This is a genomic window from Serratia sp. AKBS12 (genome assembly GCF_024793895.1).
Lineage (GTDB): Bacteria > Pseudomonadota > Gammaproteobacteria > Enterobacterales > Enterobacteriaceae > Serratia_F.
On sequence record NZ_JANUSB010000010.1, the window covers coordinates 13,389 to 29,573 of the forward strand.

The window sequence follows — 16,185 nt, forward strand, 5'->3', positions numbered from 1 at the left end:
GTAATCAGACGAAACCATGTCTTTAAGAGCAAAGAGTTATTTACCAGCGAGCCTGGCGGTTTGGCTCGCGTGTTCACCTGTTATTGGGGAAGCGCGAACCTACAGTTTTGATGCCACCATGCTTGGAAACGTCGATGATAACATTGATATGACCCTGTTTAATCAGGGGGGGCAGTTACCGGGTGTTTATCAGGTGGATATATTGCTCAATGGCGACTTGGTAGATACGGGGGATGTGGTTTTCCAGTTGCAAAAGGATGCACAGGGTAAACCCTCGTTGCAGCCTTGCCTGAGTTTAGAACAATTGACTCGCTACGGCGTGAAGGTTGCTGATTATCCGGGGGTAATGCCTGAAAATAACCAGCATGGAAAAGGAACTTGCGTCAATTTATCTGCAATCCCGCAGGCTAATACCGAGTTCCGATTTTATGAGCAAAAATTGCTGCTGAGTATTCCACAGGTAGCGTTATTACCAAAATTAACCGGGATTGCGCCAAGAGTATTATGGAACGACGGTATTACTGCGGCACTGATGAATTATCAGCTGAGTACAAACCGGATTGAGTACCAGGGCAAAAGCACTGATGCGCAATATGCGCAATTACAACCGGGTCTGAATGTCGGCGCATGGCGTTTGCGCAACAGCAGCAGTTGGCAAAAGCAGGGGCAGCGGCCGGGACGCTGGCAAAGTGCCTACACCTATGCCGAGCGTGGCCTATATGGAATTAATAGCCGCTTAACGCTGGGAGAACGCTATACCCCAGGCGATATTTTTGATGGCGTTGCCTTTCGGGGAGTAATGCTGGGGAGCGATGAAGCGATGCTCCCTTACAGCCAGCGTTCATTTGCCCCGGTGGTGCGTGGAATAGCACGCACCCAGGCTAGGGTAGAAGTTAAACAGAATGGCTACACCATTTATAACGGAACGGTGGCACCTGGGCCGTTTGCGCTTACCGATCTGTCGCCGGTGGGTAGCGGTGGTGAACTGAACGTTAAAGTTTGGGAAACCGATGGAAGTCCACAGGTGTTTACCGTGCCTTTCCAGACGCCGGCCATTGCGCTGCGAGAAGGAACGCTGAGGTACAACCTGATGGCAGGGCAATACCGTTCGGCGGATCATGCGGCTATTGGCCAGGCCACGCTGATGTATGGTCTGCCGTGGGGCCTGACCGCCTATGGCGGTGTGCAGGGGAGTGCGCATTTTCAGGCGCTGTCGCTGGGGTTGGGCGCCTCGTTGGGCAATTGGGGGAGTATTTCCCTGGACTCCACCTGGGCGCATGGTCAACGCAAGGGTCTGGAGGCTGAATCCGGTGCCAGTTGGCGAGTACGTTACAGCAAAATGCTGGAGGCGACCAATACCAACTTTACGTTGGCAAGCACTCAGTACGCGTCGGCAGGCTATAACACGTTATCAGAGGTATTAAACAGCTATGACGGCAGCGTAACTGATAACGGGTGGCAAACGCGTTCCGATATCGGGCGCAGCAAAATGCGCTCCAGCCTGTCGCTTAGCCAGTCCTTGGGCAGGTGGGGATCTCTGAACCTGAGCGGTAGCCGCCAACGTTATTGGCACCGAGAGGGAAGTAGTGATGCATTTGGTCTTGGCTATAGCACCGGTATCGGTAGTGGCAGTCTGTCCTTGAACTGGAGCCAGAACAGTCAGCGGGGCGCCTGGGGCCAGCGACGAACAGAACAAATAATCAGTGCGATGGTCAGCATGCCGTTGGATCACTGGTTGGGGGGCAATACCCGCGCCAGTTACCAAGTGAATTCATCACGCAGTGGTGAGTCGCATGAATTGGGCCTTAATGGCCAGGCGTTTGAACGGCAGCTTTCCTGGGATTTCCGCCAGCGGTATCGCGCGGGTGTGGATAGCAGTGACCGTAACGGCTCCGCATTGCAATTGGGCTGGAGCGGCGGTTATGGCCAGTTTCGCGGCAGTTACAGCTACACCCCCTCTATGCGTCAAATGGGGGCGGAGGTCGCCGGTGGGGTGGTCGTTCATCGTAATGGCGTGACCTTTGGTCAACCTCTGGGCGATACCGTGGCATTGGTTGCAGCACCGGGCGCCGCTGGTGTGGATGTAGGCGGATGGGCCGGTAATAAAACCGATTATCGTGGGTATACCACCCGCTCGGGGATATCGCCTTACCAGGAAAATACGGTGAGCCTAAACCCGGCCAGCCTACCGGCAGATGCGGAAATAACCCAGACGGACGTCAAAGTGGTACCGACGCAGGGGGCAATCGTGGCGGCTACGTTTGCTACGCGCCTTGGAGCCAGGGGGTTAATGACGTTGAATTTCCCGGACGGCAAGCCCGCTGCGTTTGGCGCGGTGGTTAAGCTGGACGGCCAGAATACCATGGCAGGAGTGGTTGGCGAGCGTGGCGAGGCCTATCTGACAGGCTTGATGGAGCAGGGCAGGCTGTCGGTTAACTGGGGGCCAGAGCCACACCAACAGTGCCATGCGAGCTATCAATTGCCACAAGAGAAAGGGCCGGCAGGCGTGTACGTACTGCGTGCCACCTGCCGCTGAGTGAGCGGTTTACGATCAGGGTCAAGCGTGATGGCCGTCACTGGCCGGACGAGAGGTAACGATGCGAATGAAACACTTTGGCTGGGTGCTGGCTGGCGTACTGCTGGGGGCTCTCTGGGGCGCGCCGGTACAGGCGGCGGAAACGCCACAGTTTGAAATACGGATGAACGACAGGCAGGTAGCCGGCCAAATGAACGACGGGTATCGGATTGGGCAAGGGCGGATTGCGCATTTTGGCAACCACCTGGGCTTTCAGGTTTGGAGTGATGTCGGTTATTCGGCGCAACGGCCCAATCGTTATGAATTAACCGGGCAGCGAAACGCTAACCATAAGTTACGTATCCGCATAGAACAAGCCGGATGGGTACCGGATAGCGACGGTGGCAAAGGCATTGTTTTACATACTGGAGAACACAGCGCCGTATTCAATATTGTGCTGGATGGTGACCAATATATAGCAGCGGACAGTTATCCTGTCTTTTTTAACGTAGATTTAATTAGAGGAGAATGACGCCCCATAAAAGTTATCAATAGATAATTTAAGGGTTATTAATAACTGTGGTTGTGTTTTTCAATCAAGGTTTTCATAGGGCTAGCGTAATATGAAGGCTATTTGTTAACGGAATTTGTTCTGCTCATTGTGTGAGCCGTATAGTTCTTTTATTGTTAAATTAATCTGGTGAGTTAAAGTGAATATGAAATTTAGTAAGAAAACCGTAGCCGTAGCATTGCTTTCTCTGGGTATGGTGGGATCGGCCTCCGCTGGTACTTTTGGTGCTCCTGTCGAAAGAAGTACTTCGTTTAGCGTAACACAAGAAACTAGGCTTCAGCATACATTAGAACCTGACGCAAATGATCTCCATTCTGGTAACATCCCTTCGGGGACCTTGCTTGCTCACGGTACTATTGCTATTACCCCTAATGACTTTCAATTCCCGATGCGTATTAAAGATTCAGAAGCGCAAACGCCAGCTAAAGGCTTTGCGGTAAAAACTGGAGACACGACTAAGAAAATCAGTATCAAGATGGAACCTGGCGCTAATGCTGGTACTGTCGTTGAGAATGGCTGGTTGCGTGTTGTCACTACTGGGACCCAGCCTAGCATGACCTATAAGATTTTAACGGACGGTGATGCCAATTCATTGGATGCGGGTAATTATCAAATCACTACCGAGGCGACCACCTGGACTCCGTGATTAGCCGTTTTGTTATTATACGGTGATAAAAATAAGATTGCGGGCCTGTCATTCAGGCTCGCAAGAATTTTAATGTAGGTAGTAACTATGGCTACCTTATTTATATAATCATTCGCTTTGTTTTTATTATTATGCCAATGATGCTTTGTTACCCTATAAGCAATTTTTAATAACAACTGCGAAATTAATTCAAGCGATAACAGTAGAACCTATGAAAATTATTAAATTAGGTATTTTGGCGTTGGCGATGATTTCTTCGGGTGTCATTGCTCAAAGTAATCTGGGGCCGGGCGTGACTGCCACAAAAAACTTCACTGTTAATATCCCTTTAACCTTTACCCATGATTTAACAGCCACTAACGCAGATCCTAAGCCAGATGGTGCCAAATTGGCAACGGGTACGATCGTAACCTCAACGCCGGTGAACCGGGTATTAGTGGGATTTGGGGAAACGTCTTCCCTCACGACCGGATGTGACGGTGCTCCTCATGGTGGAGTCATGAATGCATGTAAGAAAATATATCGGGTCGGTGCCTATACTGGTTCTCCAGATTACATGCAATTGGCAATTATGGAAGATGGTGCCGGGACGATTACTGGTTGGAACAATAATTTTATATATTTTGACCAAGACCAGCCAGCAACGAATTTTAAATATTCCATTTTAAAATTTGGTGATTATTATCCTAATCCGGGTACCTATCGTCTGGTTGTCTCTGCATCCATGTACAGTGAGTGATATTTACACGTGCGAGAACGTAATGTATTTTTGACGATTCTCCGGTGAATGCTGAGCTTGTCATACTCTTTTATAGTATCTGAGATAAATAAACCTTATGAAGAAACTAATAATTTCCTGTGCTTTATTATCCACATGGCCATGCCTTGTTTATGCGGGCTCCGCCGTTGGAGAGCCAGATACCAAAAGTATCGATCTGGTATATTCAAAACCTATTACCGTTACACATACCATGGATTCTACCCAGGAATTTTTACCTGACATGCCGGATAAAACGGTGCTTATTACTGGCGTCGTCAGCTATACAGACGCCTTGCCAGGGGTTCGACTGGATTGGGCTTCTGGGCAGGCCGGTGACAATCCTGACGAGCGCGTTCTTATTGCAGAAAATACAACAGATGCTCGTTTACCGGTAAAAGTTGTTTCTAGCAGTACCGATGCCGAACTTGTCACCACCTCGGGTGACATGATCCTTAAACCAAAGGGTCAGGCCAGTGTCACCTCTTATCAATATAGCATCGAGAAGATGGGGAGCGGCGTGGTAGGTTCTGGCCAATATTCGGTGGCAATGACCGCTTACGCCTATCAGCCATAGAGCAGAAGGGTGATAACCGGTCCGTTCGCACCCACTGACGCCCGGTAACGATCGCTCTAATGTCCAACTTAAATCCAGGCCATGCTTGGGGGGCTCCATAAAGTTGGACAGATCATGTTAAGATGCCCTCTGTGCCTGGGTTCGTTAGTCTACCGGACTCAGGCCTTTTAACCTCAGGCCAATCCTGATAATGAGTATACCGCTACCGTTTTCCTCAATGCGTTAATGCTGCTGGGCTGGCCTAGATAAAAACACGCCGGTTACAGCGTGCCGACAAGTTCTCCACCGCGACATTATCCAGACGGTTCACCTTGTGCGACAGACTTTGCGTCATTCGCCGGCCTTTAACTTTGTCTGATAACCTGTCATTCGGTTGCTCCATTTATTTAGCCTGTCGTGCCTGTCCCCGCGCTTCAGTGCATTCCTGTTGTGATATCAGCGACTATGGGACCGGCCTGTTAAATAAAAAACTGCCCCTGACTCAGTTGGCTATCCAACTTTGGAATAGTCCAATAACGCGGACTTTATTGTAACTGCCTAGTATGAATGGGGAACTTATTCTCCTGAAATCAGGCGCTCACGGAAAAGCCATAAGTAAATCATGAAAATCTCACTGCTTTGGTTATGAGAAATTGCTCATTTCCACCTCACCTTTTCTCAATGTAGCGAAGAGTAATCACGTTTTTTTCTCATCTTGCCTTCGGTAACTTTACGACCTCCGATGAAATATAAAAACAGGTTACTCACTAAATGAAAAAAATACTCTCTCACTCTCGCCAGCAAGGGGGATTTACCCTGCTGGAACTGCTGGTCGTATTGATGATTATCGCCTTGTTGGCCGGATTTGTTGGCCCGAAGGTGTTCTCCAATGTCGATCAGGCGAAGGAAAAAACCGCGTTGCGGCAGATGCGTTCGTTAGGGGATGCATTAAGTCAGTACCGTCTGGATACTGGCGCATGGCCGACGGAAAGTCAGGGATTGAAGGCGCTGACAGAAAAACCGGCTAATGTCCGTAATTGGAATGGCCCTTACCTGAGTCAGCAAGTGCCGCTGGACCCTTGGGGTAACGCTTACCAATGGCATAACCCTACCCAAGCAAAAGACGGGTTGCATGAGGTTGACATTACCTCAACCGGCAAGGACGGCAAGGCGCTGGTCTACGGTTTTTAAGTCATGAAACGTTTATTACTGACTTTTGCTTTATTGGCACCGGCTTTTTCATCCTTTGCCGATTGTTGGGAGCAGGCCGGTGCCCGCTATGGCATTGAGCCGGAATTATTGCAGGCGATTGCGATGGTGGAATCCAGCTTGAACCCGAAAGCGACCAACACCAATACCAATGGTACGGCCGATTTCGGCTTGATGCAGATCAATAGCAGCCATTTGGCCACGCTGAAAAAATTTAATATCACCTCTAAGCATCTGCTTAATGATCCATGCCAGAACGTGATGACGGGAGCCTGGATCCTGGCCGGCAATATTCGCCGCTTTGGTTATTCATGGGAGGCGGTTGGCGCTTATAACGCAGGTACAGCGCAAACGCCGCAGAGACAGGCGTTGCGGCAAAAATATATACGTAAGGTAGTTCCGCAATATTTGAAATTGAAACAGATGAAAATGAATGGATAACGCCGCGAAATGAAAAACTATGAAGTTGTTTACCTTGATCGAGGGCAACGGAAAACCGAGCGGGTAACGGCGTATTCAATTGAGGAGATCAAGGGACGCTATTTGCAGGAGGGGCGCATCGTTATGCGGGTAAAGCAGCGCACGGCCTTTCGTGAAAAGCGCTTTCCGCTCAATCTGTTCATTCAAGAACTGGTGGCCTTGCTGGAGGCCGGGCTGGTGATTACCGAGGCGATCGAGGCGTTGCAGGCCAGCAGCCGTGAACCGCATATACGCAACGTGTATGACCGGCTGTTGGAAAAACTTTATCAGGGACATCAGCTCTCGCAGGCGATGGCGGCCTTGCCGGCGGTATTTCCGGAACTGCTGCTCAATACCGTTGCTTCATCTGAACAAACCGGCCATCTACCCGTTGCGCTACAGCGTTTCCAGCATTATGAGCAACGGATGGACACCTTGCGTAAACGGATTAAAGCCACGTTGCTGTACCCAACGATTGTCTTGGGCGTTGGTGGGCTGATCCTGTGCTTCCTGCTGGGATTTATCATCCCGCGCTTTGCGCTGGTGTTCGAGGGGATGAAGAATCTGAACGGCAGCGCACGTTTTATCCTGTGGTGGGGAAAACTAGTTGAAAGTCACGGCTTGTTATTGTTGCTGTTGATGGCGTTGGGCTTGGGCGGACTGGTGATATTACTGCGTAATCCGGCGGTACGGCAGGCGATAATGCGCCAGTTGCTGAAATTGCCTCAGCTGCGTAATCAGCATCAACTTACCATCTTGGTCCGTTTTTACCGCACCCTTGGTTTATTGCTACAGGGCGGGCTGCCGGCGCCGCAGGCACTCAGTCTGACGCGCACGGTTTTACCCGTGAGCCATCACGCACAATTGCAGCAGGTTTTGGCGGGCGTCCAGGCCGGACAATCGCTGTCAGGCACGCTGGATACCCAACAATTGACCACGCCAATTGCCAGTCGCTTATTGCAGGTTGGTGAACGTAGCGGTGAGCTGCCTGCAATGTGTGAACGCATTGCGGCCTTTTACGATGAAGCGCTTGAGCGCGCGATCGAGACCTTTAGCAAGGTCTTTGAACCGATCCTGATGATGGCCGTTGGCGGGATTGTGGGCCTGGTGGTGTTTTTACTTTATATGCCAATTTTCGAATTGGCTGGAGGACTTTCCTGATGTCAATAATCGATCAGAATAATACCGACATACTGGATGTGTTATTGAATCAATCGAGTACAGAAAGCTGCCAGGCGCTGGCCGAGTTGCTGGATAATCAGCCTGAACGGCTGACAGAAATGGCGAGTTTGCTGGGCCTGGCGGCGATGACGGCAGAGCAGCTGGCTAATGCCGAGCCTGATTTTAGTTGCATCTCACTGTCTGATGCGTTAGCGCAGCGTGTATTGCCCTTGCAGTATCAACAACAACGCTGGCTATTGGTGGCCAATCCTTTTTCGCTGCCATTACGCCAATGGATACAGCGTTTCCCTATGCGCCCCACGCTGGCTTCGCCAGCCTGGATTAACGAGAAACTGGATACGCTTGGCAAACAGCAACGTACTTTGGATCAGTTGGAACCGCAGCATAGCGAAAGTAGCGGTGACGAAGTGCTGTTGGAAATATCTCCGGTTGGCATCGCGCAAGAGAGCAATACCGTTATCAAACTGGTCAATGCCACCCTGTTTGATGCCCTGCAGAGCCGCGCCAGCGATATCCATCTTTCCGCCGTGCCGGACGGACTCTCGGTAAAATATCGGATTGACGGTGTGCTGCATGCTATTCGCCATTGCGCCGGTTCCCAGCACGCGGAACAGGTTATTTCGCGCCTGAAAGTCTTGAGTTGTATGGATATTGCCGAGCGACGCATTCCTCAGGATGGCCGTTTTAAGGCGTTAATCCATCAGCGCCCGGTAGATTTTCGTGTGTCGGTGATGCCGAGTATTCATGGTGAGGATGCGGTGCTGCGCGTGCTGGATAAATCACACGATCAAACGCTGAGTCTGGAATCGTTGGGGTTTGATGATCACACTCTGACGGCCATTCGTCAATTGACGCATATGCCTCATGGCATGGTGTTGGTGACCGGCCCGACCGGCAGCGGCAAATCCACGTCGCTTTATGCTGCACTCAGCGAATTGAATACCGGCGAAAGTAAAATTATTACCATTGAAGACCCGGTGGAATATCAATTGAATAACGTGTTGCAAATTCCGGTCAATGACAAAAAAGGGCTAACCTTTGCTCGCGGCTTACGCGCCATTTTGCGTCACGATCCCGATATCATCCTGGTGGGGGAAATCCGTGATGGTGAAACTGCGGGTATAGCCGTACAGGCAGCATTGACCGGTCACGTAGTGCTTTCATCAGTGCATGCCAATAATGCCTTTAGCGTGCTGGAGCGCTTTCTCTATATGCAGGTAGAACCCGCCAGTTTAATCACGGCGCTGAACGGCGTAGTAGCGCAGCGTCTGGTTCGTGGCATCTGCCCTGCCTGTGCGGTTGATGTAGCGCCGAACGACGAGGAAACGGCAGCTTGGCAGGCCAGTACATATCATGAACTACAGCCTCGCTGGCGTCGTGGGCTGGGCTGTGAAGAATGCCGTCACAGCGGTTATCACGGGCGCCTGGCATTGGCGGAAGTATTGTACTTTAGCGACGCGATGAAGGAAGCGTTATTGTCCCGAGCGCCTATTCGTCGCTTGCGGGACGTTGCCTATAGTGAAGGATTTATTCCTCTAAAAGACATCGCCTTAAGAGCCGTTCTGGAAGGAAAGACAACATTGCAGGAGGTCAATCGTGTTATCGCTCATGACTAAAACCTGGCGATGTGACATTTCTTCTCGGCAGCTGCGGGCGAGTCTGGGGGATACGGTATTGGTCACGACGGAACGCCTGGCGGATCAAACGCTGGAAGAAGCATTGTTAGCGTTGCTGAGTTCGTGTTGCAGGTGCTTGCCCTGGGTTGACGCCATTGAGTTTTCGCTGGATGCCAGCATGGCATACCATTTTGTCACGCCATGGCAGAACGGCATTAGTACGCCTGCGGAATTGCGTGGCTATGGCCACGTTATTGTACAGCAGCATTTCCCCCACCTGGTCGGAAAACCACTCAAGATAGGGTTTGAAGATATGGGCTATGGTTGCAATGCATTAACGATGGCCTTGGAGGAGGAACTATGGTCAATCTTGCGCGCCGTTGCGCGGAGTTTGAAACTGCGCCTGCAGGGGATAACCACCCCATTACGTTCACTGGTGCGCTCCAGGGAGCAACTGCCGAGCACGGGCATCTTCGCGATAATTGGTCCCGAGAGCAGTACCTTTGCCTGTCGTGTGGACGATGAATGGCAGCAGGTTTACCGTATGGCACTTCCGGATCAAGCTGTTGATCAACAACTTACGCTAATTTTACGTCTGGCCAACATGCGTACTGCGCCTTGTTATTTTTGGGACGGCGCCAATGGACAAATGGGACGCTTCCCGAGTGTTGAACACAGGCATAAGAGGGGCAGCAAGTACTAGCCGGTTCAGGCATCTTAAGAGCATGGCCAACTTGCTGTCTGGATAACCAGCGTAACGCGAGGAAACGAAACGATAGAAAACCATGCCTGTTTTACCGGTGTGGTTTTGATGTTATCGACGATAGGCAACTTTCTGACTAGTACTATGGTGAAGCTCATCCTGCCACCGTATCCTGCATCCCATCATTTCACACAACTTATCCTATTAAAGCCCAGGCTTTGAGAATTGGTGATGTCTATAAATTACGGAGGAAGGTAATCATGAAATCGTCACTGATAGCGTCTCCTTCTTGGGCGTTACGTACCTCACTGGTTGTTGTACTACTCTGTTTTCCTTTATTAATTGCTCTAGGTCATGCCTGGTCACAACAACAGAAATTGATGGCGATCAGTGAGCAAATGCAGCAGAAATTACAGGAGCATCAGCGTGCCGCACGCATTATTAACGAGAAGTTACGCCAGCAGAAAAAAATAAAGTCCATTTCACCGACTGCGTTGCAGATTTTAACGCCGATAGGCGCAGCACTTTCCGATGATGTGGCATTGTTGCGGCTGAACAGTAATTCCCAGAAACGGGAAGTTAATTTGGAGGTGGCAGCGAAGACATTGCCCGCCTTGTTGGATTTCAGCGCACGTTTGCAGCGTATTCCGGTACAGGTGGAATTGCAACACCATCACTCGGTTAAAGAAAAGGGGACAGAATGGCCAATTCGCGCAGCTGTCACCCTGCATTTTCCCAAAGAGGATAGCCAATGAAAATAAAAACTACGCTGCGGCTACCTGCAATAAGAGAAGTACATTGGCATAGTGCATGGTTATTAGAAAAAATCGGCGTATGGCCGCTGGTTTCCTGTTTGCTACCTATCGTGCTGGCTTTGTTCTGGGGACTAATTACCCAGGTCCAAAATACGCAATTGCAGGTAAAGATAGCTTCAATGCAGCAGCAGTTAAGCGAGCCTTTGCCGTTACAGGTTGGCAGTGAAAGTCAATTGGCGGCAGCGCTAAGCGTAACTGAATATCAACAGGTGAAGACGCTGTTCGATATTCTCAGTAAATATCATATGCAGGTAGAAAGCGGTAATTATCATTTTACCTCAGCCGAAGAAGAGAAAGAAAAGGCATTAAGGCTCTCTATACCACTTCGGGGCAGGTGGTTACCACTGGCGCAGGCGTTACAGGATATTGCACGCGTTCTGCCGGTGGAAGTGGAATCGATTGGCGTCAGCCGAACTCGGCCGGACACCGGACAACTGTCTATTACGCTCCAGCTGACTTTACATCGGGGGCCACGATGAAACTTCCTCGTTATTTGATAGTGGGGCTGGCAGTTACCGCGTTATTGGTTATCTGGAGCCAGTTTACGACTGAACCCGAGGAGGAAGGGCTAACGCTGAATACGCTGGCTCAGGAGAAACCGGCGAAGCACACGCATAGCCGCTCTGAAACGTCGGTAGCGGCAGATCCAATGGTCGATCTGTTTCCGGTACCGCGCACACCGGTCATCGAGCAAGACGCTATGAGGCCGACGGAGGCAGCAAAAAGGCCCGATCCGATATTACCTCTTCAGGTGCTGGGAGCATGGTGGGATAGCGGCGAACGCGTCGTGATTCTCAGCGATGGCAAACAGAATAAGTTGCTTTGCCAGACGTGTCGAACAAAAGGATACGTCAGGCCGGGAGAGCAACTTTTGCCAGACTGGACATTGATGACACTGGCTGATGATCACTTGATGGTGGAATGGCAGCCTGAACATATAAGCAAGCGTATTGAGCTTGATGACTTGAAATCGAAACCGACACGATAATATGAAAAAATTGACGCTTACATTGACACTCATGTGCTCATTACTGAGCGGTTGCGCCCAACAGCACCGCGAAACAAAAACGCAAATACAGCCAACGACCAATGATTCATTGATTTCTTCGCTAAAAGATATTGATCAGGCAAGGATCCAGTCTCCCTATGATGCCGAGTTGCGTGCTCGGCAGCAGGATTTAACTGAGCAGTTGGTAAGCCGCTATTTGCAAGAGGCTGACCGTGCAATGGCGAAGAATGATTACACCAAGGCATCGATGCTTTGGCAAGACGCGCTGCTTTATCAACCCGGCAATCAGCGCGCACGTCAGGGATTAAGCAAGATGAATTCCTGGCGTGCGCTGGATCGTTTATATCAACAGGCGACGGCATCACGTGCCAGCGATCCTGAACAGGCACTCAATAAAGTTAACCAAATTTTGGAGGAAGATCCAAACTGGCCACAGGCAAAAGCGCTACGCGATCATCTTTTGCGTGAAATAGCCGTACAGAACCAGCCAGAGGTCCGGTTAAAGCGAGAGTTGCGTAAGCCGGTATCGTTAAACTTCCGTCATCATAACTTGATGTCGATATTTGATACCATCAGCCAGTTGACCGGCGTTAATATTATTTATGATAAAGATGTTCCTGCATCAATGACTGCCAGCCTGGCAGCAAGAAATACCACGGCAGAGGATGCTCTGAATTTGCTGTTGTTATCAAATCAGTTAAGAAAGAAAGTGCTAAATGGTAATACGCTATTAATTTACCCGGCAACGGCGCAAAAAGAAAAAGTCTATCGTGACGTAGTGGTTAAAACGGTTTTTCTTGGTTATGCCAAGGCAAAAGATACCAATGTAGCTTTACGTAATCTGGTTAAACTACGGGATATCCATATTGATGAGCGTACAAACTCTGTCACGATACGGGGCGCCAAAGAGAGCGTCGAGAAGGCGGAACGTCTGTTAATGACTCTGGATCGACCAGAAGCAGAGGTGACGTTGGCCGTGGAAGTTCTGGAAGTATATTCGAAAGATATTGAAAAACTCGGGATTAACTATCCTGGACAGGTTAGCGTTGGTTTTAAAGGTATTGATGGAAAAATGGAAAATATTGCCATGAATGGCTTTAATGCCAGCAATATGTTTGTCAATCTTGGCGCAAATCAAGGGATCAGTGCGGATCTACAAAAGGTGCGAACCAATGCCAAAGTATTGGCTAATCCAAGGATTCGTGTCAAAAATAACAAAAAGGCGCTAATTGATATCGGGGAGCGGATCCCAGTATTAACCAGCTCTGTTTCTGAGGGGATTTCCCAGGAAAAAGTTGAATACCAGGACGTGGGTTTGAAGTTGGAAGTCATGCCAGAAATTAGCGTTGATGGTTCGATTTCCATGGATGTGAAATTCAAACTCAGTTCGCAAGGTGGGGCGGAGCGCTCAAAAGATGATGTACGTTATTATCGTACCAATAATCGTGAAGCAAGCACCGTATTAAGCAGTCAAAGTGGTGAAACGCAGATGTTGGCGGGACTGATCAAGATGAATGACAAGGATGGAGAGTCGGGCATTCCTTATTTGAGCGATATTCCGGGGTTAAGCCGTTTATTTGGCAGCAAGGAAAAAGACAGCGAACGCACTGAAGTTGTCCTGCTCATCACGCCAACCATTGAGCGTAACATTGATCTTCCTGGTCGCCATATCAGCACCATCGATATGGGCACGGAAGAGATGCAGGGAGATAGTAGCTTCCAGTTGCGAGGGGTAGAGAAAGCGAAAGCCGTTGAGGCGTTTGATGTACCGCCATTGGCCCCACCGGCACAGTTCCCGGCTAAAAGCGGCGCATTGCCGGTACCGCTGAGCAGTCAGGCGATGCCGGAGTATAAGGGGTAAGTATGCGTGGGCAACAAGGTTTTACCTTGATAGAGATGATGGTGACATTGGCTTTGTTGGCAACGTTGGCCGCTGCTGCAATCCCGCTGGTTCAGCGCCAGCAGCAGCAGCAGCAAGAAGAAACTTTACGCGAGTCGCTGCGCCAGATACGAGATGCTATAGATCGCTATGCACAGGCGAGTCAGGAAGGAAAGATTGAACAAGAAGCGGGTGAGTCGGCGTACCCTGAGTCTTTGGATAAATTGGTGAAGGGGGTCGCTGATAAAACGTCGCCCGATAAAAAAATGATCTATTTTTTGCGACGTATTCCTCGCGATCCCTTTTGCGACTGTGAGGGAAGATCCGATGCGGAAACCTGGCGCACGCGAAGCTCAATTCAGGAACCAGGGGATTTTACCGGAGGTAAAGACGTGTTTGATGTCAGCTCCCGCAGCGCTAAAACCGGGCTTAATGGAATACCTTATGCGCAGTGGTGAAAAAGGTTTTACCTTGATTGAGCTGTTAGTCGTCATGGCGATCATTGCTACTTTGATGACGTTAGTCGCTCCGAGATTTTTTCAGCAGACCGAGCGCGCCAAGGGCGTCGTGCTGGAGCATAATCTGAATGCCCTTCATTCTGCATTAGATGCTTTTCGACGCGATCGTCTGGTAGGGCCATCTCATTTGGATGATTTGGTACAGGGGGGATATTTACGGCAACTACCGTTGGATCCGTTAACCAATCGGCGTGATAGCTGGCAGGTAACCACAGATGACGATGGGCAGATAATTGACATCATTGCGTCTGGCTCAGCAGAAACTACGGACGTTGCAGATGAGTAATCGAGGCGAGCAATCAGACTGTAGGCAGGGCGGATTCACCTACCTGTTTGTATTATTAGCCTTGACAGTGCTGGCGTTGGCGCTCTTAAAAAGCCAGGAAATGATAAAAGTGCATCATCAACAGCAGCAAGAAGATGAGTTATTATTTCGTGGTGAGCAAATTCGTCAGGCAATTAATCGTTATCAGCAGGCTGGCTATGCTAATGGCTGTTATCCGCCCGGGTTTGACGCATTGTTAGTAGACGCGAGAGGGGGTAAAAAAAACCATCATTTGCGGCGCTGGTTTGTAGATCCTTTGACAGGAAGCCAACAATGGGGAATGGTTTACGATCAAAAAGGGCGTTGGATAGGTGTTCATAGCCTGGGACATGGGCGTCCGTTACGTAAAGAAGGGTTCGGTTCACATGCCGATGTAGATAAGTTTAAACGAGCAACAGACTATAGTGAGTGGGTATTTTTAGCTGACACTGATGCAGCAGCGCCGCTGCCATCGGCCTGTCCGAGTCGTTGATAACAAGTTTAAATGTAATAATTAAATTATATATAAATCATTATCACGGCTATAAGATCTCTATTTTCATTGGTGTCGCTGATTTTTGAGGGCGTGGTAATGAGTATTTTATTGGTTTCAATAATCGGCCTGGTTGTGGGGAGCTTTCTCAATGTGATTATTTACCGCCTGCCAAAAATACTGTTGGGGGATAAGATTACCTTATCTTGGCCAGTGTCTCATTGTCCCAAGTGTAAATGTAAGATAAAGGTTTATCATAATATCCCATTATTGGGATGGCTATGGTTAAAAGGTCGTTGCCGGAACTGTAAGCAGACTATTCATTGGCGATACCCTCTGGTTGAATTATTGACTGCGGTTTTATTCACATTACACGTAGCTTTGAATGGTATCAATGTACAGAGCCTATTGGATTTATTGATGCTCAGTTTGTTGATTCCCTTGTTTTTTATCGACTTGGACGTTTCGTTACTGCCGGATCGGTTAACCTTGCCATTTTTAGCATTGGCATTATGCTGCGCTCTGGTTGGTTATAGTCGAGTCACTTTGCTGGACTCAATGCTCGCTGCCGTACTGGGCTTCGGTATTCCTTGGTTGCTGGATAAACTTTATTATCTACGTCAAAAGAGAGCGGCAATGGGGAGGGGGGATATGAAGTTATTTGCGGCAATCGGTGCATGGTTTGGCACTGAGCATCTATTTAACATCATGCTGTTATCCTCGGTTTTGGCGATGTTTGTTGCTTTGTTACTGTTGAGGAAGCGGTGTGGAGATGCGTTTCCTTTTGGTCCTTATCTGATTATCGTCACGATCACCATCATGGTAATGCACGTCTGAGGTGAATGATGTTTCGATCTTCTCCCTGGCGGCCTGTTGGTTACAGGAGAATAAGCTGAGATGTTTCTTATCTTTTTCAAGAATTGGATTACATTGCGAGATGTCTGGTCTTATTC

18 protein-coding genes are annotated in these 16,185 nt (G+C 49.4%); all 18 read left to right on the forward strand.

Annotation, left to right across the window (positions count from 1 at the left end; genetic code table 11):
- Window positions 1-16 precede the first annotated feature (16 nt).
- The 18 genes from NYE85_RS07760 to NYE85_RS07845 all read left to right on the forward strand — a co-directional run bounded on the left by NYE85_RS07760 (window position 17) and on the right by NYE85_RS07845 (window position 16,069).
- Complete coding sequence (locus NYE85_RS07760; RefSeq protein WP_259004174.1) at window positions 17-2,536, forward strand: fimbria/pilus outer membrane usher protein; 2,520 nt, start codon at window positions 17-19, stop codon at window positions 2,534-2,536.
- Window positions 2,537-2,603: 67 nt separating this feature from the next.
- The gene (afaD, locus tag NYE85_RS07765) at window positions 2,604-3,047 is read left to right on the forward strand and encodes an AfaD family invasin (protein ID WP_259004175.1); all 444 of its coding nucleotides are present in this window, start codon (window positions 2,604-2,606) and stop codon (window positions 3,045-3,047) included.
- A 178-nt stretch (window positions 3,048-3,225) separates the two neighbouring features.
- Entirely contained in the window at window positions 3,226-3,732 is a 507-nt protein-coding gene (locus NYE85_RS07770) for a hypothetical protein (protein ID WP_259004176.1), read from the forward strand.
- A gap of 211 nt (window positions 3,733-3,943) precedes the next feature.
- Window positions 3,944-4,471: a hypothetical protein gene (locus NYE85_RS07775; RefSeq protein WP_259004177.1), complete on the forward strand. Its 528-nt coding sequence runs from the start codon at window positions 3,944-3,946 to the stop codon at window positions 4,469-4,471.
- A 97-nt stretch (window positions 4,472-4,568) separates the two neighbouring features.
- On the forward strand, window positions 4,569-5,066 hold the full coding sequence (locus NYE85_RS07780) for a hypothetical protein (protein WP_259004178.1): 498 nt from the start codon (window positions 4,569-4,571) through the stop codon (window positions 5,064-5,066).
- Window positions 5,067-5,816: 750 nt separating this feature from the next.
- Entirely contained in the window at window positions 5,817-6,236 is a 420-nt protein-coding gene (gene gspG, locus NYE85_RS07785; RefSeq protein ID WP_259004179.1) for a type II secretion system major pseudopilin GspG, read from the forward strand.
- 3 nt (window positions 6,237-6,239) lie between these two features.
- Window positions 6,240-6,695: a lytic transglycosylase domain-containing protein gene (locus NYE85_RS07790; protein WP_259004180.1), complete on the forward strand. Its 456-nt coding sequence runs from the start codon at window positions 6,240-6,242 to the stop codon at window positions 6,693-6,695.
- A 9-nt stretch (window positions 6,696-6,704) separates the two neighbouring features.
- Complete coding sequence (locus NYE85_RS07795) at window positions 6,705-7,874, forward strand: type II secretion system F family protein (RefSeq protein ID WP_259004181.1); 1,170 nt, start codon at window positions 6,705-6,707, stop codon at window positions 7,872-7,874.
- Window positions 7,874-9,511, forward strand: coding sequence for a GspE/PulE family protein (locus tag NYE85_RS07800; RefSeq protein WP_259004182.1), 1,638 nt, complete (start codon window positions 7,874-7,876; stop codon window positions 9,509-9,511). The genes NYE85_RS07795 and NYE85_RS07800 overlap by 1 nt, the downstream gene beginning before the upstream one ends.
- The gene (locus tag NYE85_RS07805; protein WP_259004183.1) at window positions 9,492-10,214 is read left to right on the forward strand and encodes a hypothetical protein; all 723 of its coding nucleotides are present in this window, start codon (window positions 9,492-9,494) and stop codon (window positions 10,212-10,214) included. Before NYE85_RS07800 ends, NYE85_RS07805 begins: the two co-directional genes overlap by 20 nt.
- Window positions 10,215-10,474: 260 nt before the next feature.
- The gene (locus tag NYE85_RS07810) at window positions 10,475-10,969 is read left to right on the forward strand and encodes a hypothetical protein (RefSeq protein ID WP_259004184.1); all 495 of its coding nucleotides are present in this window, start codon (window positions 10,475-10,477) and stop codon (window positions 10,967-10,969) included.
- A complete protein-coding gene (locus NYE85_RS07815; RefSeq protein WP_259004185.1) occupies window positions 10,966-11,508 on the forward strand; it encodes a hypothetical protein in 543 nt (180 codons plus the stop codon). The genes NYE85_RS07810 and NYE85_RS07815 overlap by 4 nt, the downstream gene beginning before the upstream one ends.
- Window positions 11,505-12,017 (forward strand): hypothetical protein, encoded by a 513-nt coding sequence (locus NYE85_RS07820; protein WP_259004186.1) that lies wholly within the window; start codon window positions 11,505-11,507, stop codon window positions 12,015-12,017. Before NYE85_RS07815 ends, NYE85_RS07820 begins: the two co-directional genes overlap by 4 nt.
- Before the next feature lies 1 nt (window position 12,018).
- Window positions 12,019-13,899, forward strand: coding sequence for a secretin and TonB N-terminal domain-containing protein (locus NYE85_RS07825; RefSeq protein ID WP_259004187.1), 1,881 nt, complete (start codon window positions 12,019-12,021; stop codon window positions 13,897-13,899).
- 2 nt (window positions 13,900-13,901) lie between these two features.
- Window positions 13,902-14,375: a type II secretion system protein gene (locus tag NYE85_RS07830; protein ID WP_259004188.1), complete on the forward strand. Its 474-nt coding sequence runs from the start codon at window positions 13,902-13,904 to the stop codon at window positions 14,373-14,375.
- A complete protein-coding gene (locus NYE85_RS07835; RefSeq protein ID WP_259004189.1) occupies window positions 14,362-14,721 on the forward strand; it encodes a type II secretion system protein in 360 nt (119 codons plus the stop codon). The genes NYE85_RS07830 and NYE85_RS07835 overlap by 14 nt, the downstream gene beginning before the upstream one ends.
- Window positions 14,714-15,232, forward strand: coding sequence for a hypothetical protein (locus NYE85_RS07840; RefSeq protein WP_259004190.1), 519 nt, complete (start codon window positions 14,714-14,716; stop codon window positions 15,230-15,232). Before NYE85_RS07835 ends, NYE85_RS07840 begins: the two co-directional genes overlap by 8 nt.
- A gap of 99 nt (window positions 15,233-15,331) precedes the next feature.
- A complete protein-coding gene (locus NYE85_RS07845; protein WP_259004191.1) occupies window positions 15,332-16,069 on the forward strand; it encodes an A24 family peptidase in 738 nt (245 codons plus the stop codon).
- Window positions 16,070-16,185 lie beyond the last annotated feature (116 nt).